Source organism: Pseudoalteromonas sp. JC28 (genome assembly GCF_013319255.1).
GTDB lineage: Bacteria > Pseudomonadota > Gammaproteobacteria > Enterobacterales > Alteromonadaceae > Pseudoalteromonas.
On the sequence record NZ_QOKX01000001.1, the window covers coordinates 732,274 to 752,755 of the forward strand.

General features: G+C 41.7%; 18 protein-coding genes and 1 pseudogene. 17 read left to right on the forward strand and 2 right to left on the reverse strand.

Annotated features, from left to right (window positions below):
- Positions 1 to 87 precede the first annotated feature (87 nt).
- From rpsA to pyrF, 5 genes are all read left to right on the forward strand, one after another.
- Positions 88 to 1,755: a 30S ribosomal protein S1 gene (gene rpsA, locus DS891_RS03165; protein WP_010604841.1), complete on the forward strand. Its 1,668-nt coding sequence runs from the start codon at positions 88 to 90 to the stop codon at positions 1,753 to 1,755.
- A 61-nt stretch (positions 1,756 to 1,816) separates the two neighbouring features.
- Positions 1,817 to 2,107 carry an integration host factor subunit beta gene (gene ihfB, locus DS891_RS03170; RefSeq protein ID WP_010377033.1) on the forward strand — a complete coding sequence of 97 codons (291 nt, stop codon included), beginning with the start codon at positions 1,817 to 1,819 and terminating at the stop codon, positions 2,105 to 2,107.
- Between the two features lie 17 nt (positions 2,108 to 2,124).
- Entirely contained in the window at positions 2,125 to 2,388 is a 264-nt protein-coding gene (locus tag DS891_RS03175) for a lipopolysaccharide assembly protein LapA domain-containing protein (protein ID WP_010377035.1), read from the forward strand.
- Positions 2,389 to 2,390: 2 nt separating this feature from the next.
- Positions 2,391 to 3,527 carry a lipopolysaccharide assembly protein LapB gene (locus DS891_RS03180; protein ID WP_010604840.1) on the forward strand — a complete coding sequence of 379 codons (1,137 nt, stop codon included), beginning with the start codon at positions 2,391 to 2,393 and terminating at the stop codon, positions 3,525 to 3,527.
- 28 nt (positions 3,528 to 3,555) lie between these two features.
- Positions 3,556 to 4,266 (forward strand): orotidine-5'-phosphate decarboxylase, encoded by a 711-nt coding sequence (gene pyrF / locus DS891_RS03185; RefSeq protein ID WP_010604839.1) that lies wholly within the window; start codon positions 3,556 to 3,558, stop codon positions 4,264 to 4,266.
- A 74-nt stretch (positions 4,267 to 4,340) separates the two neighbouring features.
- Here the strand turns inward: pyrF and DS891_RS03190 are convergent, their stop codons facing one another.
- Together DS891_RS03190 and DS891_RS03195 are read right to left on the reverse strand one after the other, a co-directional pair.
- On the reverse strand, positions 4,341 to 4,661 hold the full coding sequence (locus tag DS891_RS03190; RefSeq protein ID WP_010604838.1) for a hypothetical protein: 321 nt from the start codon (positions 4,659 to 4,661) through the stop codon (positions 4,341 to 4,343).
- 595 nt (positions 4,662 to 5,256) lie between these two features.
- A pseudogene (locus DS891_RS03195) lies at positions 5,257 to 6,284 on the reverse strand (IS3 family transposase).
- 1,172 nt (positions 6,285 to 7,456) lie between these two features.
- Between DS891_RS03195 and tssJ the strand changes: the two are divergent.
- The 12 genes from tssJ (at position 7,457) to DS891_RS03255 (ending at position 20,461) form a co-directional block, all read left to right on the forward strand.
- Positions 7,457 to 7,888, forward strand: a complete 432-nt coding sequence (tssJ, locus tag DS891_RS03200) for a type VI secretion system lipoprotein TssJ (protein ID WP_010377046.1) — start codon at positions 7,457 to 7,459, stop codon at positions 7,886 to 7,888.
- Positions 7,888 to 9,228 carry a type VI secretion system baseplate subunit TssK gene (gene tssK, locus DS891_RS03205; RefSeq protein WP_174168822.1) on the forward strand — a complete coding sequence of 447 codons (1,341 nt, stop codon included), beginning with the start codon at positions 7,888 to 7,890 and terminating at the stop codon, positions 9,226 to 9,228. The genes tssJ and tssK overlap by 1 nt, the downstream gene beginning before the upstream one ends.
- Before the next feature lie 16 nt (positions 9,229 to 9,244).
- Positions 9,245 to 9,967, forward strand: coding sequence for a type IVB secretion system protein IcmH/DotU (gene icmH / locus DS891_RS03210; protein ID WP_010604831.1), 723 nt, complete (start codon positions 9,245 to 9,247; stop codon positions 9,965 to 9,967).
- 4 nt (positions 9,968 to 9,971) lie between these two features.
- The gene (tssM, locus tag DS891_RS03215; protein ID WP_174168823.1) at positions 9,972 to 13,682 is read left to right on the forward strand and encodes a type VI secretion system membrane subunit TssM; all 3,711 of its coding nucleotides are present in this window, start codon (positions 9,972 to 9,974) and stop codon (positions 13,680 to 13,682) included.
- 7 nt (positions 13,683 to 13,689) lie between these two features.
- The gene (gene tagF, locus DS891_RS03220) at positions 13,690 to 14,682 is read left to right on the forward strand and encodes a type VI secretion system-associated protein TagF (RefSeq protein WP_010604829.1); all 993 of its coding nucleotides are present in this window, start codon (positions 13,690 to 13,692) and stop codon (positions 14,680 to 14,682) included.
- The gene (locus DS891_RS03225) at positions 14,679 to 16,262 is read left to right on the forward strand and encodes a TssA family type VI secretion system protein (protein WP_174168824.1); all 1,584 of its coding nucleotides are present in this window, start codon (positions 14,679 to 14,681) and stop codon (positions 16,260 to 16,262) included. Before tagF ends, DS891_RS03225 begins: the two co-directional genes overlap by 4 nt.
- A 58-nt stretch (positions 16,263 to 16,320) precedes the next feature.
- Positions 16,321 to 16,839: a type VI secretion system contractile sheath small subunit gene (gene tssB / locus DS891_RS03230; protein WP_174168825.1), complete on the forward strand. Its 519-nt coding sequence runs from the start codon at positions 16,321 to 16,323 to the stop codon at positions 16,837 to 16,839.
- Between the two features lie 11 nt (positions 16,840 to 16,850).
- Positions 16,851 to 18,377, forward strand: a complete 1,527-nt coding sequence (gene tssC, locus DS891_RS03235) for a type VI secretion system contractile sheath large subunit (RefSeq protein WP_174168826.1) — start codon at positions 16,851 to 16,853, stop codon at positions 18,375 to 18,377.
- Between the two features lie 80 nt (positions 18,378 to 18,457).
- Positions 18,458 to 18,790 (forward strand): hypothetical protein, encoded by a 333-nt coding sequence (locus DS891_RS03240; protein WP_174168827.1) that lies wholly within the window; start codon positions 18,458 to 18,460, stop codon positions 18,788 to 18,790.
- Positions 18,783 to 19,274, forward strand: a complete 492-nt coding sequence (locus tag DS891_RS03245) for a hypothetical protein (RefSeq protein WP_174168828.1) — start codon at positions 18,783 to 18,785, stop codon at positions 19,272 to 19,274. The genes DS891_RS03240 and DS891_RS03245 overlap by 8 nt, the downstream gene beginning before the upstream one ends.
- A gap of 47 nt (positions 19,275 to 19,321) precedes the next feature.
- A complete protein-coding gene (locus tag DS891_RS03250) occupies positions 19,322 to 19,810 on the forward strand; it encodes a hypothetical protein (RefSeq protein WP_254605657.1) in 489 nt (162 codons plus the stop codon).
- 165 nt (positions 19,811 to 19,975) lie between these two features.
- Positions 19,976 to 20,461 carry an Hcp family type VI secretion system effector gene (locus DS891_RS03255; protein ID WP_010377064.1) on the forward strand — a complete coding sequence of 162 codons (486 nt, stop codon included), beginning with the start codon at positions 19,976 to 19,978 and terminating at the stop codon, positions 20,459 to 20,461.
- The last annotated feature ends 21 nt before the right edge of the window (positions 20,462 to 20,482 follow it).

Below are 20,482 nucleotides of genomic sequence, written 5' to 3' on the forward strand. Positions count from 1 at the left end.
ACACAGGCAGGAAGCTAGTGTTTATTTAATAACCCCATGCAGCATGGTTGCTAATTGGTAATTTAACTTTATAGAGACGTATTTAGTATGTCAGAAAATTTTGCGCAGTTATTTGAAGAAAGCCTACAGGGTTTTGAAGTTGAGCAAGGCTCAATCGTTAAAGGTACAGTAATCGCTATTGAGAACAATGTTGTTCTTGTTGATGCTGGCCTTAAGTCTGAAAGTGCAATCCCTGCAGAGCAATTCAAAAATGCTGCTGGTGAACTAGAAGTTGCAGTAGGCGACGAAGTAGACGTTGCACTAGATGCAATCGAAGACGGTTTCGGTGAGACTATCCTTTCTCGTGAAAAAGCTAAGCGTCACGAAGCTTGGATCCGTCTTGAGAAAGCTTGTGAAGAGCAAGAGACTGTTACTGGTGTTATCAACGGTAAAGTTAAAGGCGGTTTCACAGTTGAAGTTGATTCAATCCGTGCATTCCTACCTGGTTCACTTGTTGATGTACGTCCAGTTCGCGACACAGCTCACCTTGAAGGTAAAGAGTTAGAGTTCAAAGTAATCAAGCTAGACCAGAAGCGCAACAACGTTGTTGTTTCACGTCGTGCTGTTATCGAGTCTGAGAACTCACAAGAGCGTGAAGAGCTGCTTCAAAACCTTGTTGAAGGCCAAGAAGTTAAGGGTATCGTTAAGAACCTTACTGACTACGGTGCATTCGTAGACTTAGGTGGTGTTGACGGTCTTCTACACATCACTGACATGGCTTGGAAGCGTGTTAAGCACCCTTCAGAGATCGTGAACGTAGGTGACGAAATCAACGTTAAAGTACTTAAGTTCGACAAAGAGAAGACTCGTGTTTCTCTAGGTCTTAAGCAACTTGGCGAAGATCCATGGGCTGCTATCGCTGGTCGTTACCCAGAAGGTGCTAAGCTTACTGGTCGTGTAACTAACCTAACTGACTACGGCTGTTTCGTTGAAATCGAAGAAGGCGTTGAAGGTCTAGTACACGTTTCAGAAATGGATTGGACTAACAAGAACATCCACCCTTCAAAAGTAGTTTCACTAGGTGATACTGTTGAAGTTATGGTTCTTGAAATCGACGAAGAGCGTCGTCGTATTTCTCTAGGTCTTAAGCAGTGTAAAGCTAACCCTTGGCAAGAATTTGCTCGTCTTAACAACAAAGGCGACCAAGTTTCTGGTAAGATCAAGTCTATCACTGACTTCGGTATCTTTATCGGTCTTGACGGCGGTATCGACGGTCTTGTACACCTATCTGACATCTCTTGGAACACTCCAGGTGAAGAAGCTGTACGTGAGTACAAGAAAGGTGACGAAATCACAGCTATCGTTCTACAAGTTGACCCAGAGCGTGAGCGTATCTCTCTAGGCGTTAAGCAAATCGACGCTGATCCATTCACTAACTACCTAGACGCCAACAAAAAAGGTGCTATTGTTAAAGGTAAAGTGACTGAAGTTGATGCTAAAGGCGCAACTGTTGAGCTAATCGAAGGCGTTGAAGGTTACATCCGTGTAGCTGACATCGCGCAAGAGCGTGTTGAAGACGCGACTGCTGCTGTTTCTGAAGGCGACGAAATCGAAGCTAAATTTGTAGGTGTTGATCGTAAGAACCGTACTATCAGCCTATCAGTTAAAGCTATCTACGAAGCTGAAGAAAAAGAAGTACTAGAGAAGCTTAAGAAAGATGAGCCTGCGTTCGAAAACGCAATGGCTGCAGCTTTCAAAAATGCTCAAAAAGACTAATTAATCAGTCTTTAAACTAGGAAGGGCGCTCAGCCCTTCCTTTTACACTAAAGGAAACATTATGACAAAGTCTGAATTGATAGAACAACTTGCACTGCAGCACGCTCACGTTCCTGTTAAAGATGTAGAGAATGCGGTAAAAGAAATCCTTGAACAAATGGCTGGCTCATTATCAGACTCGGAACGTATCGAAATCCGTGGCTTTGGTAGTTTCTCGCTTCACTTCCGTTCTCCTCGCACTGGCCGTAATCCTAAAACGGGCGAGACAGTAGAATTGGATGGTAAATACGTACCACACTTTAAGCCAGGCAAAGAGCTGCGCGATAGAGTAAACGAAAGCTTAAATAATTAAGTCTAACGGAGCTAAACTTGGTTGCAGTATTGAAAAAGGGATTAGCTGTTGTTGCCATACTGATTGCATTTTTAGTTGGAACACAAAATCCACAAGTTGTTAATGTCAATTTTGTAATTGCAAGTGCAGAGTTACCACTCGCAACCTTAATGAGTATTTGCTTAGCTCTTGGGATAATTATTGGTTTACTTGTAACAGCGTCGGTTTTATCTAAGCTTAAATGGCAAAATCATCGCCTAAAAAAAAGTAATAGTAAGCTTAGTCAAGCAGCCGAACGCTAGTTATGATCGAGCTACTGTTTTTATTACTACCTGTAGCTGCCGCTTACGGTTATGTTATGGGTAAAAATAGTGCTAAGAATCAAGCCCTAGAGCAAAGTAGACAAATTACCTCTGAATACAGTAAAGGCCTAAAATTCCTACTAGATAGGGAAGAAGATCAGGGTCTTGAACACCTCACAAAGTTACTTGAAGTCTCAGCAGACTCCGTCGACCATTATTTAACACTCGCATCGCTCTTTAGAAAGCGGGGAGAGTTAGATAGAGCGATAAAAATTCATGAGCTACTACTTAAACAACCTAATCTAGACGAAGAAGTGGTGAAGTCCTGTCGTCTAGAGCTTGCTCAAGATTACGTCTTAGCCGGTCTATTGGATAGCGCTGAAGAACACTTAGTCATTCTTGTAAAGCTTGGGTTTAAGGATGCACTCGATCCAATTTTAAACCTATACTCTCAAACTAGAGATTGGCGAAAAGGCGTTCATATGTATGAAGCGCATCCTGAGCTTTTTAAAAAGTCGTCTCATTGCGCGACTATTGCAAACTTCTATTGTGAAGCTGCAAATCAAGAAAAGAATCCAAGCTTATTCGAAAAAGCGACAGCGCTCGCGCATGAAACAGTAAGACCCTTGTATGAAATGGGCAAAGATGCATACAAACACGACGATTACGTGAAGTGTATATATTATTGGCGAAAGCTCGTGAGCCAATTTGTATTTATGGCGCCACTAGTAATAGAAGACCTCGAATCTTGTTATGTTAAATTAAATATTCATGAGCAATTCTTTGAGTTAGTCTCCGAGCTATTAGAAAAAGGAGGTGTGCTGATCAGAATTAAGTTCTGCCAAGGATTAGTCCAAAAAGGTCATATTTCTGAGGCGATAGAGTTTCTAACTGATAGTTTAAAGCGTGAACCATCAATTAGGGGCTTTAGTTATTTGCTGCAACTCATTAGTGGCAAAGATGCTAAAATAGATCACGTACTACAAGAAATAGATAAGTTGGTAAAGTCTTATATTGCAACTAAGCCGAATTATCAATGTGGTCATTGTGGGTTTACAAGTCATACAATGTACTGGTTATGTCCCTCCTGCAAACATTGGGAGTCACTTGCTCCGAGCCGTGGGTTAGACGGTTTTTAGGTTTTTAATTTGGCCAAATAGGGTAACTATGTCGACACAAGATTTAAAAAAGGTTTTGATTGCGCTTGATTATGATAATGAAGAAGCTGCATTATCATTTGTTTCTCAGCTTTCACCTGACGAATGCCGATTGAAAGTAGGTAAAGAGATGTTTACCTATTTTGGCCCTCAGTTTGTAAAAAAACTGGTAGATATGAATTTTGATGTATTTTTAGATCTAAAATTTCACGATATTCCAAACACAGTTGCAAAAGCGGTAACTGCTGCGGCTGAACTTGGCGTGTGGATGGTAAATGTTCACGCCAGCGGCGGCCATGAAATGATGTCAAAAGCAAAAGAAGCGTTGGCAGCATACGGTGATAAAGCGCCGCTACTTATTGCTGTGACCGTATTAACTAGTATGGATCAAGGTCAGCTACTAAAGCTTGGAATTGAAAAGACACCTCAAGAGCAAGTGCTATATCTTGCAAAATTAGCGAAAGAATCAGGTCTAGATGGCGTGGTTTGTTCTGCGCAAGAAGCCGAACTTTTAAAAGCTCAACTCGGTGAGGAATTCAAGCTTGTGACACCAGGTATCCGACCAGCAGGTGCTGATGCTGGCGATCAAAAACGTATTATGACCCCTGAAAAAGCAGTGAAAGCGGGTAGTGATTATCTAGTGATAGGGCGTCCGATCACTAAAGCTGACAATCCAGCAGGAGCTCTGGAAGCAATTAACCAAAGTATTGCTTCGCTTTAAACATGAGAGGCCAACATTATTGTTGGCCTCTTTCAATTTACGAGACCAGTTTAATCGAAGCGTTAGATTTTAACTTAATCTTCATTTTCCGTAGTTTCAAAGTTCAAACTAAATTGACCACTGCGCTGTACTGAGAAAATAGCCTTTTGCCAGTTCTCTTCTTGATTTGCTGTCGCATTTTCGAACAAGCTTAGAAAAAGGACGGAAATTTCATCACTTACAGGTATGACATGTGCTTGTTTGGGAGTGCTGGTGTCATAGTAGAAAGCGGAACACCTCGGCATATTGTCGTCATGATAGTCCAATACGAGTCGCGCTTCGCTCCACGGCTCTTTAATTTGTTGATACAGATATTGACCCAATTGTTGTGGGACTTGTCGGTTTTCTTCACGCATTCCAACTCCTTGTTATGTTCAGCGATAAATGTTGATCTGATTTTACTGGCGACTTTTGGCTTTAGTATGTGCTATAAATTTGTAGATCCCAAAACCGAATAGTATAAATATGATCGCCTGATCCGCGGCTTTACTTATCATAACCGCATTTGAGAATAGGTTTGATAGTATAGACATACAGATAAAAAACGAAAGTACTGATGTTAGTAACACGATGGCTTTTATCCAAGGTTGAACTAGCTTATGTCTCTGTTTGCTAATCGATACAGCAACGATAAAACTGATCAAAGAAACTAAAAAGCCAATAAAAATATTGTTCCATCGTGATCATTGTATTTTCTTATTAATTGATGTGTAAATTATTTTATTTATTTTCTGTCGCTTTCAAGAAGCGCTGAATGTTTCCGTAAGAACAGATTCTTAATCTCTTAATTTTGCTTGCGATAAGTTCAGTAAGATTTTTCGCCACATATATGAAAACGGCTGTGGTACCTAGCTCTTCCTCTGTATTTGGTCTGTCTCTGCAACGTTAAACTCATAACTAAAAAAGTGATCTGATCCAGTAAAACAGGACACTTCATTAAGCTACTTTCAGTTATTCAAATCTTTCAGGGCTTAGATAGCCAATAACACTATGCCTTCTCTTTTTGTTGTAATCAATTTCTAGGTACTCAAGTATTTTCTGAAACATGGCTTAACGATCCATAATTGGTTCGTATTGAACCGCCTCAACTTTCAGTGAATGGAAGAGGCTCTCAACACAAGCGTTGACACTCCCAGCAGTTACCTTTGCGGCTCATGCTCTGAGTTAATCCGTACTGCTCAATCATATTCCGATAAGCATGAGAGCAATACTGGCTGCCACGGTCACTGTGAACAATAACTCCTTGGGCTTGTCGCGTCGCCAAAGCGCCATTTTTAGAGCATCACACCAAGATTTGATGTGATGCGCTTGCTCATCGACCAATTAACTACTGACCGTGAATATAAATCGGTGATGAAAGCTAAATTAAATAGAGCCAACCTTCGCTCGTTATTAAATAGGTGATGTCGCCTGCCCATTTTTGATTTGGCCCATCAGCGATAAAGTCTTGCTCAAGCAAATCCGGTGCAACAGGCAATGAATGTTTACTGTACGTTGTAACTTTAAACTTGCGGGCCGCTTTGGCTACAAGCCCTTAGCGCTCCATGCTGCACATAATGGTTTTAATATCATACTTCTCACCTTGCTCTTCAAGCTCAGCTGGAATGCGTCGAGCACTGTCCCGCTCAACTCATCTTTAATTTTTGTATCGCGGGCTTGCTTGCGCTTACTCAGCTGCTGGCACGATTTTAGCCATAAATAATACCCACTTGGCGACACGGACAATATATAGGCCATCCTGTGTATTGAGAATGACCCGCAGTTGTCTTTTATAAACTCAAATCGAGTTACTTTTGGTTTTTTGCGAAGTAGGTGGCCGCCTTTTTTAAGATTTCTAATTCCTTAGCTTGCTCAGCCAACTGGCGTCTTAACTTGGCACTCTCTGCGCTCCCGACATTACGCCAAGCATAGAGCCGAGATTCATAAACAGTGAGGTCTCGTGCAGCCTGCGCAATTCCAATTTTGGTCGCCAGCTCCAAGGCTTCTTACTTAAATTCGGCTGAATAAGTTTTCTGGTTTTCTTTGGGGACGTTATTTTCACCTCTACGAGTTAGTTTACTCACTTAATGAGGTGTCCAAAAGTTTTGGATCAGATCAGTGAGTCGTTTTCTAGTGCTGTACACACTGTGATAGCGTGGGGAGAGCTTTAGTGACTCGCCACTTTATACGGTTTTGTAAATAGCCGGCTATTAAAATAAGAGGGTTGTTCAAAGATTGTACATTGATTTTTACAAAAGCTTGACTTTTTTCTGTTTGTTTAAGTGGTTCTATCCTTGGCTTTAAGGTTAATTTATAAGAATAGGTACGCTCTGAAGTCACCCTTGCACGAATTTAAAAAAGGGGCATCCGTGGAAAAAGTGATTATTTGATCTGGCTTGATTGTTTCAAAAGTTACATCATTCCCAGTCGAAAGTTTGTCATGAATATCGGAACCTGGTTCTAAAGTACTATGGAAAACAAAACTTTCATTTATACAAGTGGTTAGTTCATAACTAGTGACCTTAGCACTTTGGATTGTGTCGTGAATGACCACCTTTGTGTGCATGAAATTTAGCCTTGGTTGATTTGAAAACTCTCACAACAATCCATAAAGCTTGGTTAATGTAGTGTAAATACGGTTTTTATGTGTAATTATCTGTTATTAAATTAATTTAATATAATAATGGAGGTTATTACATGGATTTGGTGGAGTGTAAGTGTGTTTTTTGGTGGTTGATAATATTAGTTTGATATTAAGGTTGATCTGTAAAAAGCGTTTGTGTATCTTATGCGCCGTTCGAGAATGTACATCAAAAGTCCAGATGTTTAGTGTGGTTTTTGTTTTCAGGGAAGTGTCTATCTCAACAAGTTGTAAGAAAGCTTAATGCAAACTGAATTGCTCATTAAGTCTCGTGACTTCCTCCCTGAATTCCCAATAGAAAGTAAAATCTATAAAAAACAATGGTTTGAATATTTTTTAAGAAGATTTTTGAATGTTAACTTAGTATTCAGTTACAAACTGCATACTTGTGTTCTGTAATTTCTTGTTAAATAGTTAAATCAAATGTATTTTTACTATTGTACTGGAAATTAAAAAGATTAATTGTTTCCAATAATCTAATTTGGATGTCTTATAATTGAGGCGGATATGGCTAGGAATGCTTTATTTATAATGGTTTTGTTTTTGACTGGTTGTATGTCTACTTACGTTAAGTTAGACGTAACTGCTACTGATAACATAAATTTAAACCAGTTTAACGAGCCACTACCTGTGGTATTAAAAGTATATCAACTTACTGATATTCAAGCGTTTAAAAATTCTACATTTGAACAGCTTTGGAAGTCCGATAAATCAATTCTGGCTAACACCTTAGTTACGGTGGAAGAACGTACCGTAAACCCCTCAGATCGTATAAAAATCGAGTTTGAACAAGCTGAATCTGCAAAGTACGTGGCTTTTGTTGCACTATTTAGAGATAGAACGGGTGGTAACTGGCGCGCATTTTATGACTTAAATGATTGGCCTGTGCCTTTATCTACTTCTCTAGATATTGAAATTACAAGTAACTCGCTTCGCTTACCTGAAGTAGAGGAGGACAAGTAATGCAGCACAACAACGTATACAAACCTGTTTGGGCTGAAGGTTTAATGCTCAGTCAGCAGCACTTACAACTGTTCGATCAATACCAGCAATCTCAACTAGCTGGTGTACAGCAAAGTCTTAGAGACAATGCATATGGTTTAGACCGAATTGTATTCGACGAATCGGCATTAGCCAAAGGTGTAGTCAAACTGCAAAGTATTGCGGCAATCTTCAAAAGTGGTCGTCATATACATCATGTTTTTGCTGACAACGAAGCACCTATGTTTGAGCTTGAAGATAACAAAAGCGAATACATCATTAGTGTGGCGCTCGCGAACAATCATTCAGTAAGTAATATCCAAGGTTACCCGCAAACTGGGCAGCTTAGTGCTTATGACTGTGATTTTGTTGAGCTTCAAGATGCACATGATCCAAACCGAAAAGCAGAAGTGATGGTTGCTAAGCCTAAACTTATGCTGGTTGAGTTCAGCGCAAGTAACAGTTTTATCGAGCAATTGCCTTGCATAAAAGTTATACGTGGTGAACATGGGCAGTTCGAAATTGACTCAAGCTATATTCCTCCACTGTTAAACATCAAAGCCCATGGCTATTTAGCCGAGCGTGTAAATAAACTCGTCAATATGGTTGAAGCTAAGTACACCGCGATGTTTACCAATCGTGCGAGTATGGGGATCGTGGAAGATTTTGGTCCAACAGAACTCAAACACTTTTTGCTATTACAAACATTTAGCTCTGTTTTTCCTGAGATTAAGCAGTTAAGTACTACAGCTAAAACTAGTCCTGATGCACTGTTTATGGCGCTAAATAAGCTGGTTTGCCAACTGATAAATTTCGAACCCGAAGCGACTAAGTTTGAGTTACCTGTTTATGACCATCAAGACTTAACGCGCAGCTTTGGTTTAATCGAATCTCATATTCACACTCTTATTGGTTCGATAAGCGCAGCACGCTCGTCTGATTTAGTACTCAGCGCAATCTCCCAGTCTATTTTTGAGGTTAAAGACATAGAAAGCAGTACCTTGACTCGAGGCGAGTTGTACATTGCGGCTTTCTATGAAAACGAATCTACGCAATGGATCGAGTTGTTCGCAGAACAGGTTAAGCTGGCAGCACCTAGTCAGTTGGAAATCTTAATTGCTTCAGCACTTGGCGGTGTGAAGCTAACGCATTGCCAGCGCCCACCGAATAGAGTGTCAGTTAAAGGTGGGTATGAGTATTTTAAAGTGGAGCCACATGGCGCTGCTTGGGAACAAGTTGTACAGGAACTAGCGTTAAGAATCTTTGTGCCATTTAGCCTTCAAGGCGTGAAACTCGAAGTGGTTTCAGTGGCGAGTAAATAGTTAGTAGGTAAAGGTCATGGAAGCGTCGAAAAATAAATCTGAACTAGTCGCCTGCATTTCACCGGTGCTTGAAGTGCTTACTTCAATTCGCCAGGGCGGGTCTGATCATCAAGGAGTTGACGGTCTACGCAGTAAAGTCATGGATGCTTTTGATGAATATGAAAAGAGCTGTTATGACGCACGGATCAGTGCGTCAGACATGCAAGAAGCCAAATTTGCACTAACTGCTTTGGTTGATGAGCAAATCATGACGGCACAGAAGCCGTATAGTATGGAATGGATGGCGCGACCTTTACAATTAGAATTATTTGGCAATATGCGTGGGGGAGAAGCTTTTTTTGAAAAGCTTGAAAATATCCGCCGTGCAGCGGCGCAGCAACGTACATTACTAGAAGTCTATTTTGTTTGTTTACAACTGGGTTTCGAAGGGATCTATAAGATAAAAGGGGTCGAGCAACTCAAAGCGTTGATGTTGGATGTTAGAGCGCAATTAGAAGAGCTTGCTGGACCTGCAAAATTACAGCTTTCTGATAATGCAAAACCACAAGAAAGTATGGTTACTAAGGTGGGAAGAAATCTACCGTACTGGGTTATTTTGTCAGTAACGCTCGCCTTACTTGCCAGTATGTATGTTGGTTCAACGTATTTCATTGAGAATCGCGCGAACCAGCAAGTCGTGCAAATTGATAAGCATATTGAAGTACTAACGCAGTTAGAGAAAACAGGGAAAGCGAGGTAACATCATGTCAGGAGTGAATCGTAGTGGACTAGTGCACCTAGTCTTAGGATTTTTGTCATCTCGTGCGACGGCTCATTGGGTCGGCATATTCGCAATTTTGACGCTAATTTGGTTTGCAGGCCGGTTTATTGGTCTTGAAGATCAAAATCATCGTTTAATGGTGATGGGTGCTGTATTTGGTCTGTTTTGTCTTACTTTATTAGTTCGATGGTTATGGGTGAAGCGCTCTGGTGACAAGTTAGCGAAAGAAATTGCCAACAATCATGCGGGAACAGAAGCCGAAGTTGAAGAAATCAAAGCCAAAATGGAAGAAGCGCTGTCTGCATTAAAAGCTTCTCATTTGGGGGCTGGGTATCGTGGTAACGCTGCGCTGTATGCCTTGCCTTGGTATATGATCATTGGTCCGTCGGCTGCGGGTAAGAGCACATTATTTGCAAATTCAGGACTGCATTTCCCTTATTCAAAATCTAATCAACTGCATATCCAAGGTTTTGGTGGTACGCGTAATTGTGACTGGTGGTTTTCAGATCAAGCCGTTTTGATTGATACCGCAGGTCGTTATACCACTGAAGAATCAGATAACGATCAATGGTTGTCATTCTTAAAGCTGTTACGTAAATACCGTTCTAAACAACCAATCAATGGAGTGATGGTTGCTATTAGCGTTGCTGATATCTTGACTTCAGACAGCGAACAGATCCGTGACCACGTTAAACAGATCCGCGCTCGTATTGATGAGTTAATCAATCAACTTGGACTTATCTTTCCAGTATATGTGGTATTTACCAAGTGTGATTTGATCAGCGGCTTTGAGCCTTTCTTTAATGAACTAAGTGAAGATGAGCGTAAGCAACCCTGGGGCGCGTATTTACTTGAAGAAGATGGCACCAATACCGGTGAAGTGGCGAGCGAGAACTTTTCAAAGCATCTTACTGGCCTGTATGAGCGACTGTGTGATCAGCGCCTAGTTAAAATGACGCGTGAGCGTAACGCTCAACGGAAACAATTGATTTATGATTTTCCTAATCAGTTTAAAGCGGCGTCAGCTAAAGTCGAAGAGTTTATTGACACATTATTTAAAGAAAATCCGTACCAAGAAGTACCGTGGTTTGCTGGTGTGTATTTTACCTCTGGTACGCAAGAAGGTACGCCTATCGAGCGTAGCGCAACGAGCAAACTATCTACGTTTAGATCAGTATTGTTTGAGTATCGTCAAGAAAGCATTACCTCCGCATTTTTTATCAACCAAGTATTCAAAGATGTGTTGTTTAAATTGCAAGACCTCACTCGGGGTAACCGGAAAAAGCGCCGCGTACAAAAATGGCTAAAAGGCTTTGCTGTATGCTTGTGTGTGACGTCGGTATTTGCTCTAGCGGGCTTGTTGGTTAACTCTTATACCCACAATCAGCAGCTTTTAACAACCAGTGATAAATTAACGACTGCTGTTGTTAATACACGAGTTGAAAACCAGCCGTTGGCCGAGCAATTTAACTCTACCTTGTCTCTTTTTGCACACTATCAAGAGCTAATAGGCTATGAGAAAAAGCTGCCTTGGTATTTCTTACTTGGTGTTTACAGTGCTGACAACACCATAAAGCCAATAGAACAGGTATTACGTCAGCGTGTACAAGCGCTCATTGGTGAACCAAGTTCGGAGCTTGTGCAACAAGCGCTGTTTGAAAGCCATCAAAACTGGATTGCATTGCTAAGTACAGAAGAGCAGGTTGCTAAACGTATCGAGCCAAAGCTACGTGATAAGTACTATCAAGCACTTAAGCTGCAACTCATGATGAGTAATGAGTTTGAGCGTTTAAACAAAGACTATGCTAAGTCTGAGCTATTAGACTACACGGCGGACCGCTTAGAGCTAACGCTAAACGAAGACACGCAAGTATTAACAGAACAACTGTCAGGACTGATTGATTTTTACTTAGCCCAATTAGCGGTTGAGCCTGCACCGCAGCAACTTGCGATTTGGCAAAGTAATGATTTCTTAGTGAGTCAGGCTCGTTCAGACTTAATGAGTGCGCCAGAACCGACTGCGTTATATGAGCAGATCAAAGCAAAAGTAACGGTATCGAAAGCCGCACTAACGCTTGATCAAATGATGCAGCAAAACAACAAGACCTTTTTGCAGTCCAAGATCAGTATTCCATACGTTTACACCAAAGAAGCTTGGGAAAATGAAGTATACGACGCCATCAAGGTCATCGCGAGCAAAGCATTCTCTGGCGACTGGGTGATGGGCACAGACAACGCAGAAAGCCAAGGTTCTGTCGATGAAGCAAAAGCGAGCGCTTTAGTTAAATCTATCCGTGCGCTGTATTTCAGAGACTATGCCAATGTGTGGTTTGAGTTTTTAAATTCAGTAGAAATAAGCCCATTTAATACGAGCAACGCGGCAAGTTTAACGCTGGCTCAGTTGTCATCACCAGAAGGTCCGTTGGTCGATTTAATGGCGTCAATCGACGACAACGTGAATCTAATTGATTCGCCAAACAAAACGGTAGAAACAGAAAAGTTGACCGAGCAGGCAAATGCATTACTTGCAAAGTCTAAAAACAGCAAGGTTAAAGGTGCAAAGATAGAAGCCGCTGCGAGAAAACGTGTACCTGAACTGTCGAGCCGCTTTGCAGATCTTCGCCGCTATACGGCAAAAGGAGAAGAGAACGCTCGCTCTGATTACCTAGAGCAATATCTCGGTGCTTTGAGTGCATTTCATTCAGACATCAAAACGATCGCGGCGAGTAACAATGATGACTATATGGCGATGTCATTTACTCAAACGTTGTTAAACGGTGATAGCAAAAACCATGCGCTGCAAAGTGCCTGGGTGGTGGTAGAAAGCCAAGTAAGAGCGCTTGACCCAGATACTAAGCAAGCACTTGAAAAACTACTAAAAGCACCACTTTTAGCTAGTGTGCAGACAGTAATGAACGAAGCGAAAGTACAGCTTAATGAGCGTTGGTCTAATCAAGTATTCTTAACATACAAAGAAAATATCCGTGGTAAATATCCGTTCAATATCGACGGCCCAGATGCAGCGGTTGAAGATATTAGCGAACTGCTAAACCAAGAGTCAGGTGTGTTTTGGCAATTTATGGCTGAAAATCTATCTCCTTACCTTCGTTTAAAACGTGGTGAGTGGGTAGAGAAAACGTGGAATGGGATTGGTATCGGCTTTAAGCCTGGGGTACTAGACAAGCTAACTAAGGCGAGAAAGGTTACGCGTTCGCTATTTCCTCGAGACGGTTCTGAGGTGGGTATTAGCTTCCAAATGATGCCTGTGGCACAAAAGGGATTAAAAGAAACTTATATCGGCTTTAGTGACCAAAATTACCGTTATAGAAACGAACCTGAAGAGTGGCGTCGTTTTAACTGGCCTGCAAGAGCGGGCACTGAAAAAGCAGTGGTATATGGTTTAGACAGTGAAGGCCGCAGAATCGAAATCGAAAAGTCAGGACCTTGGGCATTCCTAAAAGTATTGAATGAAGCGAATGTGCAGTGGGTTCGTGGTACTGAATTTATGGCAACGTGGCAATTACAAAGAGAAGCTGAGGCTAGTGTTGAGCCAATCCAAGTTCAAGTTGCACTTAAGTCGAGCAGAAACAGTGGCATATTCAGTAAATATTTTATGACGTCATTTGCGCTGCCGGAGTCTTTGTTTGATACCAAGGTGAGTGTTGCTTCTAATGAAAACTTGGCGTTGAGGTAACGCAGGCATGTTCGGTTTTTTTAATAATAAGAAAGTCGCCAAGGTACCAACGACTCAGCCATTTGGATTTATGGGTAAGAACCCAATCCAAGCAGACTTCATTAAGTTTAACGTTGATTCAAGAGAAGCGATTACGCTTGAGCGCTGGCTTCAAGAAGGGTATGCAGACATGAGCCGACAGGCGTTGATAAAAGATGCATCTTCTCAAAAAGAGCAGTCAACGTTATTTTTTATCGCCTCAGGTCAAGACGAAAACTGTTTATTAGGCACATTACAGCCAAGCGAAGATAAAAGTGGAAGACAATATCCATTTTGTTCGTTCGTGTTATCGAGTAATGCGGACTACAAACAAAACCCTGCATTTTTATTTAGTGAATGTGGTAGTGCGTTTAAATCATTAAGCTTAAGCCATGAGCTGATCAGAAACTGCAGTAGTGTTGAGCAAATGCGTCATAGCGCGCAGGAGCTTAAGCAGGTAAGTGAGCTGGTTTCGCAACCGATTGATTTCGATAAGGCGATGTCTTCATTACGAGCTTCACCGATACAGCGTGTATGGGATGCACTTGAACTAGAAGATCTTGACCAGCGAGCACAATTAATAAGCCAAGTGATGTCTGCGCTCAAAATGATCAAAACACAAGGCTGTTTGCGTTGTCAGTTCGGGTTGAAATTACCGATGCCACAAGTGGGTGAAGATACTCAGCTGTTAGGTGCATTTTGGCTACATCTAATTACCAATATGGTGGCCGATCATCACTGGCAGCCTTGGTGTTTTTACAACTATGGTCAATTGAGCCAGAAAGCTTCGCTGGTGGTGTATTGCAGACCTATGCCAGCCTCGTATTTTGCGTCTGTTTGGCTTGAGCACAATAGCTTGTCAACGACCATTAATCTAACAGGGACTTTGCCTCAACATCCGGTGACACCGCATATGTATGAATTGGCAAAAGCATCAAATATGAGTGTTTTCGATGCGTTAAGGAGTTGGAGTAAGTTATGAGTCAACCACATAAGTATCAGAGCTGGCAGCAGTGGCATGAAAACTTATTGGCGCCTTTAGGCGGTATGCCATGCGGTGACGATTTAAAATACGAAGAGTCATTTAAATTACTAAAAGGTTCTTCATCTGGTGTTGCCGAGCCAGACTTCAAAGCCAACTTTATTTTGGCATCAGAACTGTTAGAAAAACAAACCAAAGATATTCGCATTGCGTCGTATCTAGCGTTGGCCGCTACCAATGAGTTTGGGCTTGAGGGTTTGATCCACTCGCTAGATTTGTTCAATCAGCTTTTGCAACAGTATCAGGCACAGATCCACCCTGTGAAAGAACGTGCGAGAGCATCGGTTCATACTTGGTTCTTACAACAACAACAGCGCTTACTTGGTGTTGCTACAGCGCACAGCGCGACAATGCCGGAGCAGTGGCCAGAATTAAAGCGTGTACTTGAACAGTATGCAACAGATTCGGTGGCGATACTTGATGCAGACTCAGGGCCGCTTGCCGATTTAAAACACTGGTGTGAGCAAGGTTTGGTTTCGCAACCAGTTCCTGTACAACCTGTTGCGACGGTACGAGAACCTGTTGAAAACCCTGAAGTGGCAACCGCTGAACAGCCTCAAGTACAGCAATCTGTAGCGGCGACTTCACAGCCTACAGCTGTTGCTTCAAAGCCAGTTTCCACGCTTGCTATTGCCGTGGAAGCACCGCAGTCAGACTCGGCCTATACAGAGCAAGTTCGCAAACTATTGGCGTATGACAAAGAAAGCCAAAATTGGATGAGAGCGATTCGCTTGGCACGTGCAGTGAGGTGGGGGGCGCTTGCATTACCACCACATGATGGTGAGCTGAAAACGCGCCTACCAGCTCCCAGGCAAGCGGCATTTGTGCCTATTGAAAACGCCTTAGCCGCACAAAACTTTGCTCAGGCGTTAGAAAAGGCAGAAGCCTTATTTATGGAAGGGGCGATGCATTTTAACCTTAATTTACAAAGGCTAACCATCGCTGCACTTGAAGGGCTCAAGCTATTTAAAGAAGCACAGTGGATAGAATTAGAGTTAGCGGCAATTGCTGATCAGTATCCAACACTGTTAAGTCTTAAATATGAAGATGGAAGTGAATTCTGCTCCGCGGCGAATCGTGAGCGAATTGGTGAGCATAAACTATTAAGCCAAGGTGACGGTGCGAGCACAGACGGTAATCAGAAGATTTGGTTAGATAAATTTAAAGAAGCGCAGGCGCTTGTTGACCAAAATAAGCTTGCGCAAGCACTGCAGCTAATGGAAGGGTTTGCCCAAGACAAGTTCGATTTTGCAAAGCAAAAATTATATCAAGCGCGTTTATTGATGCGCAGTGAACGCGCTGATCTTGCCTATCCAATGTTTGAGCAGCTGCTTAAAGACATTGAACAGTACCGACTGGATCTATGGCATGAGTCGTTTGCTCTAGAGGTTTGGCGTTATGCCAAGCAATGTAATGAAGCAATATCCTTGGAGCAAGGGGATGAATTTGACCTACGAGCAACCGCGATAAAGCAGCAGATGCTCGTAACCAAAGTAAGCTCAGCGATTGACTGGGTTTGATTGTTAACCGCTGGGCTTGTAACGGCAGGCGCAACGACTGATTAAATAAGGAAAGACTATGTCTGATACGTTTCAAAAAGAGATCCCAAGAGCGCGGATTAATATAGCGCTTGAGCTGGAAACCGAAGGTGCAACGCAAAAGAGTGAACTACCGATGAAAGTTTTGGTTGTGGGTGATTATTCCAACGGCCAAAACGACTGTGACCTCGCTGAGCGAGAGCGCATTGCTATTAATAAAAATAATTTAGAGCAAGTGCTTAAAGACATGTCACCAAAGGCAAAGTTTCAAGTATCGAACAAAATCGCAGGTGACGGTGAAATCGGTATCAACCTGACGTTTGATGATTTTAAGTCATTCGACCCAGAGCAGGTTGCAGCGCAAGTGCCAGAGCTTAACAAGATGATGTCGATGCGTAACTTGTTACGTGATCTGAAATCTAACTTGCTTGATAACTCAACACTGAGAAAAGAACTGGAGCGTATTTTACAAAACAAACCAGAGCTAGATGAGTTAAAAGCACGCCTTAATGAGCTGGCGCCACTTTTATCTGAGCAAGAAAAACAACCGCAAGAGTAAGGATACTACCGATGAATATGCAAGAAACGTTAAACGTTGAAGCGCGTAAAGAAGAGACTTTGACTGCTTCAGCTTACGAAACAATCTGTAATCTTGTGTCTATTGAGCCGGTTTCAAGCGAAATCAGCATTGATAACTTCCGTGATGCTAATAATCTTGCGGAAACAGACACCAATGAGCGCTTAACTGCTGCTATCAATGTCTTTTTAGACATGGCCACTAATGACAGCAAAGAAGTGTCGCGTATCGACAAGTTATTACTTGATGACTACATCGCTAAAGTCGACAAAATTATTTCTGAACAGCTGGACGAAATTTTACATCATCCACAGTTTCAAAAAGTAGAGTCAGCGTGGCGTTCATTGCGTTATTTGGTGAATCGTTGTCCAAATAACTCAAACGTAAAGCTTGAACTACTTGATGTTGATAAAGAAACGCTACGTGACGACTTCGAAGAAGCACCAGATACCACGCAATCTGCGCTTTATAAGCAAGTGTATACGGCTGAGTATGACACACCAGGGGGCGAGCCAATTTCGACTATGGTGTCAAACTTTGAATTTGATTGTTCAGCGCCTGATATATCGTTATTGCAAGAAATTTCAAGGGTTTCTGCAGCAGCCCATTGTCCCTTCTTAGGTAGTGTTGGTGCCAAGTTCTTCTTAAAAGATTCGCTTGAAGAAGTGTCAAAAATTCAGGATTTGGGCTCTTACATGGAGCGTGCTGAGTTTTTACGTTGGAAGAACTTCCGTGAATCAGAAGATGCACGTTATATTGGCTTAGCGTTCCCACGCTTCTTACTGCGTTTACCATATGGTGACTTAAACCCAATTCGCCATTTTAACTATCAAGAAGACGTTAGCAGTGAGCATCACGAACGTTATCTATGGGGTAACGCGACTTTTGCGTTCGCCGCAAATATCGTCCGTAGCTTCCACCAAAATGGTTGGGCGGTAAATATTCGTGGTCCACAATCTGGCGGTCGCGTTGAAAATCTACCTCTGCATTCTTTTGAGGCAGGTCGTGGTCAAGAAACTAAGATCCCAACAGAAGTACTTATCTCTGAAACAAAAGAGCTTGAGTTTGCAAACCAAGGGTTTATCCCGCTGAGCTACTACAAAAACAGTGACTTTGCGTGTTTCTTTTCTGCAAATAGTGCGCAAAAGCCACAAATTTTTGAGACGCCGGAAGCCACCTCTAACTCGCGGATCAATGCAAGATTACCTTACATCTACTTGGTATCACGTATTGCGCACTATATGAAGGTGATCCAACGTGAAAATATCGGTTCAAGCAAGCCTCGTCACGAGCTAGAACAGCAACTTAATGATTGGTTAGGTGCATTAGTTACTAAGATGAATAATCCAGACGAGTCTCTAATTGCTACGCACCCGTTAAAAGATGCCAACGTGACTGTGTCGGAGATCCCGGGTAATCCTGGTTATTACCGTGTGAATACGTATGTGGTTCCACATTTCCAAGTGGAAGGTATCGACGTACGCCTCGCACTCGTTGGGCAAATGCCTGGTGAAAAATGAAGGCCACCTGAAGAACCAATGAAGCGTATATAGGGCGGGGAAACCCGCCTAAATTTCAAATCAACTTTAAGGATAAAAGTATGAGATGCCCAAATATAACTGGATTAGAGTTTTCTAAAGAAAACCTTGAAAGCTTGGAGCAAGTTAGGGAACTGACAAAGAAAACTGACTTACTAACTGTAGCGTTTAGCTTCGGAACACTTGCCGCTATTTTCGTAGGTAACGGTTCTTTAGTTGCACAATTTAATATTGCAAATACAGACTTTGCCCAAATGGCTGAGTCTTTGAAGACGGTGCCGAAAATGAAACGGCATTCAATATCAATAATTGCTTATCGTGCATTTCAGAATGCGACTTCTCACAAAGAACGAGAGTTTTGGAAAGCATTGGTCAACGGGTGCAAGAATGACTAGATTATCTTTCATATTATTAGGGTTGCTTATTCCTATTTCTGTGTCAGCACAGGCATTGAGTCCAGAATTATTTTTTTCTAAAAAGAAATTGCAAAAGGCATCGATTGAATACACAAATAAGATGGAAATTTGCTTTGAAAAAGTACCACAGGTAAACGTAAAACAATTGGATGCGAGCAAATTTAATGTGAAGTCTGCTGTCAAGGCTGTAAATTATTTCCATTATTTGACACTCAATAAATGTATGAAAGATCGTGATGTCGATTTTTTAAAAGCAGTTGAACATTACAATCAAACAGCGCCAAAGGATGAATTAATCACAGTAGACAGTTTTGTGACATATAGGTGGAATGAAGAGCTTAGGTCTGAGTTCGAATTTAAACAGTTACCTGAAGAGGTTCAGCAGCACTTTTCACAACTTGAAGCATTACAAAAGCCATTTGACGCAGCGAAATTAGTGATGGAGTTGCTCGGTGAACTATAAAACGTAATCAAAGGTTTACCACAAGCATTGGTTGAATAGGTATGAGAATGAAGAAATTTTATTACTCATTGATGTTGTTATTTCCGGTTATTGTTTTTGCTAAAACGGCAACTTCGGAGCTCTTTTTTGCAAAAAAGAAATTACAAGAAACAACCATTTCCTACACAAAATCAATGGAAACATGTTTTGAACATACTCCACGAGTTACGCCAAGTCAGTTAAAAATAGACAAACTTGAAACAGAATTAGTTGTAGATGCGGTATATTATTTGCATTACGTCGCGCTTAACCATTGTATGAAAGACGAATATATTCGTTTCTTAAGTGCAGTTAACTACTACAACTCTTTGGTTAATCGTGATGAATGGTTAGAGGTTGATAGCTTTGTTATTTCCGCTTTGGAGGAAGAGGTACGTGGAGAATTCGAATTTAAACAGTTACCCGAAGCAGTTCAGCAGCACTTTTTGCAGCTGGATATACTAAAAACGCCATTTGATGCGGCGACGTTAGTGATGGAATTACGTGGTGACTTATAACATGTAGTGAAAGATTGCCCCAAGTTGGCTGCCACCAACTTGGGACATGTTCCCAAATTGGCATAAAGCGTGGCGCTTTGTTTGGGGATCAAACGTGAAAAACATGCGTTTGATCAATGCCTTTAATAATTAGGAAACATCTTATCTTAAAAGGAGAAATTAAAAATGGCAATTCCAGCGTATATGTGGTTAAAGGACGACCAAGGTAACGACGTTAAAGGTTCAGTAACTGTAGCTGAGCGTGAAGGTTCAATTGAGATTTTGCATTTCGATCACGAATTGCGTATCCCAACTGATAACGACACGGGCGAGCTAACAGGTACTCGTAAGCACGAGCCTTTTGTTATCACAAAAGCTGTGGATGCTGCTACTCCGTACATGTACAAAGCGTGTTCAAACGGTCAAACATTAAAGCAACTTGAGCTTAAATGGTACCGTATTGATGACACCGGTACTGAGCGTGAGTACTTCCGCCATACGCTTGAAGACGTGAAAATCACTTCAATCACGCCAACAATGCACAACGTTAAAGATTTGGATAAAGAGCGTTATCCTCACCTTGAAACAGTGCACATGCGTTACAAGCGCATCACTTGGACGTACCTAGACGGTAACATTGAGTTCTCTGACTCATGGACTGAAGGTCGTTAATTTCGAGTGTTGGAGGCCTAT

Excerpts from the sequence above, each read along its gene's own strand:
- tagF (WP_010604829.1), top strand. The coding sequence starts at position 13,690 with ATGTTCGGTTTTTTTAATAATAAGAAAGTCGCCAAGGTACCAACGACT.
- tssC (WP_174168826.1), top strand. The coding sequence starts at position 16,851 with ATGAATATGCAAGAAACGTTAAACGTTGAAGCGCGTAAAGAAGAGACT.
- icmH (WP_010604831.1), top strand. The coding sequence starts at position 9,245 with ATGGAAGCGTCGAAAAATAAATCTGAACTAGTCGCCTGCATTTCACCG.
- rpsA (WP_010604841.1), top strand. The coding sequence starts at position 88 with ATGTCAGAAAATTTTGCGCAGTTATTTGAAGAAAGCCTACAGGGTTTT.
- DS891_RS03250 (WP_254605657.1), top strand. The coding sequence starts at position 19,322 with ATGAAGAAATTTTATTACTCATTGATGTTGTTATTTCCGGTTATTGTT.
- tssM (WP_174168823.1), top strand. The coding sequence starts at position 9,972 with ATGTCAGGAGTGAATCGTAGTGGACTAGTGCACCTAGTCTTAGGATTT.
- DS891_RS03240 (WP_174168827.1), top strand. The coding sequence starts at position 18,458 with ATGAGATGCCCAAATATAACTGGATTAGAGTTTTCTAAAGAAAACCTT.
- DS891_RS03190 (WP_010604838.1), bottom strand. The coding sequence starts at position 4,661 with ATGCGTGAAGAAAACCGACAAGTCCCACAACAATTGGGTCAATATCTG.
- tssJ (WP_010377046.1), top strand. The coding sequence starts at position 7,457 with ATGGTTTTGTTTTTGACTGGTTGTATGTCTACTTACGTTAAGTTAGAC.
- DS891_RS03225 (WP_174168824.1), top strand. The coding sequence starts at position 14,679 with ATGAGTCAACCACATAAGTATCAGAGCTGGCAGCAGTGGCATGAAAAC.
- tssK (WP_174168822.1), top strand. The coding sequence starts at position 7,888 with ATGCAGCACAACAACGTATACAAACCTGTTTGGGCTGAAGGTTTAATG.
- DS891_RS03180 (WP_010604840.1), top strand. The coding sequence starts at position 2,391 with ATGATCGAGCTACTGTTTTTATTACTACCTGTAGCTGCCGCTTACGGT.
- ihfB (WP_010377033.1), top strand. The coding sequence starts at position 1,817 with ATGACAAAGTCTGAATTGATAGAACAACTTGCACTGCAGCACGCTCAC.
- pyrF (WP_010604839.1), top strand. The coding sequence starts at position 3,556 with ATGTCGACACAAGATTTAAAAAAGGTTTTGATTGCGCTTGATTATGAT.
- tssB (WP_174168825.1), top strand. The coding sequence starts at position 16,321 with ATGTCTGATACGTTTCAAAAAGAGATCCCAAGAGCGCGGATTAATATA.
- DS891_RS03255 (WP_010377064.1), top strand. The coding sequence starts at position 19,976 with ATGGCAATTCCAGCGTATATGTGGTTAAAGGACGACCAAGGTAACGAC.
- DS891_RS03245 (WP_174168828.1), top strand. The coding sequence starts at position 18,783 with ATGACTAGATTATCTTTCATATTATTAGGGTTGCTTATTCCTATTTCT.